The sequence below is a fragment of the Luteibacter sp. P4_E6 genome (assembly GCF_056401535.1).
Window position 1 is genome coordinate 1 of the sequence record NZ_JBFUJE010000601.1, and the last position, 2,220, is coordinate 2,220.

Below are 2,220 nucleotides of genomic sequence, written 5' to 3' on the forward strand. Positions count from 1 at the left end.
ACCGTGCCCAGTCGCGCACCCTTCATGTAACGCACCTGGAGGCTCCCATCCGAGGTGATTGTGCCGATCGACAACCGGTGCATGCGTGCAATGCGTCCGCTCTCGACGTGATAGCGGCCGTCGGTTTCGACCAGCTTCCGGTATTCGGGATAACTCGCCAGCGCCGTACCGCCGGTGCGCAGATAGGCGAGCACGGCGTCGAACCGTTCACGGGGAAATTTCGCGTACGCGAACGAGGACGTGATCTCCGCATAAGCCTCGTCCGCTGTGAAGCCACCACCAAGGGCCATCGTGAGGAGGTGCTGGGCAAGGACATCGAGACAACCGCGCATCGGGTGGCGTGGTTCGAGGTGATCTTCCGCGAGTGCGCGCCGGGCCGCGGCGATCTCCGCCAGCTCCAGCAGATGGGTCGGCACGCAGAGAATGCGCGAAGGCATACCCGGCTGGTGTCCACTTCGGCCGGCGCGTTGCAACAGGCGGGCAATGCTCTTGGGGCTTCCTACCTGCAGTACCTGCTCCACGCTGGAGAAGTCCACGCCGAGATCGAGGCTCGACGTCGCGACGACACAACGTAGCGTGCCCCGTCGCAAGGCCTCCTCCGTGGCGAAGCGCAGCTTCGGATCGATGGAGCCGTGATGCAGCGCGAGCGTCTCCAGCGGCTCTGGCCAGACCGACGCCAGCGCCTCGTGCCACAGCTCGGCTTGTGAGCGCGTGTTGGCGAACACGAGGCTTGTCTTTGCCGCGAGTACGGCGCCCAGCACGCGCGGCAGTTGCGACAGGCCAAGGTGACCTGCCCAGGGGAATCGCTCACCGCCTTCGGGGAGTGCCGTGTCGATATGGGTTTTCTTACGCGAGCTGCCCCCGATGAGGACGCCGTCGCCAGCCAGCGCGTGGAGTGCTTCGTCGAGGTTGCCGAGCGTCGCGGAAAGGCCCCAGCTGCGCAGTGCCGGCAGCCAGTGCCGCAGGCGCGCGAGACCGAGTTGTAGCAGGGTGCCGCGCTTGTTGCCGATGAGTTCGTGCCACTCATCGATGACGATGCCGCGCAGGTGGGCGAAACGCTCGCGCGCGTCGGGGTAGCTGAGCAACAGGGCGAGGCTTTCCGGCGTGGTCACCAGCAGCTCGCACGCGCCGCGGCGCAGTTTTGCACGCTCGGAACTACCGCTGTCACCGGTGCGCCGGAGCACTCGCCAAGGGAGCTCCATGGCCTCGACAGCAGCGGTGAGATGTTGCGTCGTGTCGGTGGCGAGCGAGCGAAGAGGCGTGATCCAGAGCAGTTGCAGCCCCGTCTGTGGGCGCAGTACCGCATCGATCAACGGCCCACCCGCGGCGGCGAGCGTTTTCCCCGTACCGGTGGGCGCATGGACGAGCCCGTTCCTGCCTTCCGCCCAGGCTCGCCATGCTGCCCGTTGAAACGCCGCTGGCCGCCGCTCCTGCGCGGCAAACCAGGCGACGAGACGGGCCTCAGCCCGTCGCCAGGCGGCGGAGGTCGTCGAGTTTGTCGGCATCGCGGATCGCGAGGTCGGTTCGCCAGCGGAGAATGCGCGGGAAGCGCACGGCCACGCCCGCCTTGTGTCGGCCGGAGGCCTGGATCGCCTCGAAGGCGAGTTCGAAAACGTGCGTCGGTTCCACCGAGCGGACGGGCCCGAAACGGTCGACGGTGTGCGCGCGGATCCAGCGGTCGAGACGGCCGATTTCATCGTCGTCGAGTCCGGAGTACGCCTTGGCGACCGGCACGAGTGCGTCGCCGTCCCATACACCGAAGGTGTAGTCGGTGAAGAGGCCGGAGCGGCGCCCGTGTCCCGGCTGGGCATAGAGCAGCACGGCGTCCACCGTGTAGGGGTCGACCTTCCATTTCCACCAGTCGCCACGTTTACGGCCGACACGGTAGGGCGAATCCAGGCGCTTCAGCATCAGCCCTTCGGTCTGGCGCTCGCGTGACTCGGCACGTACCGTCGCGAGCGCTTCCCATCGCTCGGCCGTGACGGCGGGTGAAAGCATCAGTGTGGGCCCATGGCCGGCGACCAGCGCCTCCAGCGTGGCGCGGCGACGGTGGAGCGGTTGCTCGCGGAGATCGTTGCCACCAAACTCCAGCACGTCGTAAAGCATCAGTCGCACCGGCGTGTCGGCGAGCAGCTTCGGACCTGGCTTGAGCTTGCCGATACGTTTCTGCAAGGCGGCGAAGGGTAAGGGCTTATCGCTGTCGAAAGCCCACGCGAGGAT

The 2,220-nt window shown here is 66.9% G+C and carries 2 protein-coding genes; both read right to left on the bottom strand.

The window, feature by feature from the left end:
- Positions 1 to 1,505: DEAD/DEAH box helicase (locus tag AC1DT2_RS21295; RefSeq protein WP_477298569.1), on the bottom strand; the 1,505-nt coding region annotated here is incomplete at its 3' end.
- A partial coding sequence (locus AC1DT2_RS21300) for an ATP-dependent DNA ligase (protein ID WP_477298571.1) occupies positions 1,462 to 2,220 on the bottom strand: 759 nt, incomplete at its 5' end. The genes AC1DT2_RS21300 and AC1DT2_RS21295, both read right to left, overlap by 44 nt.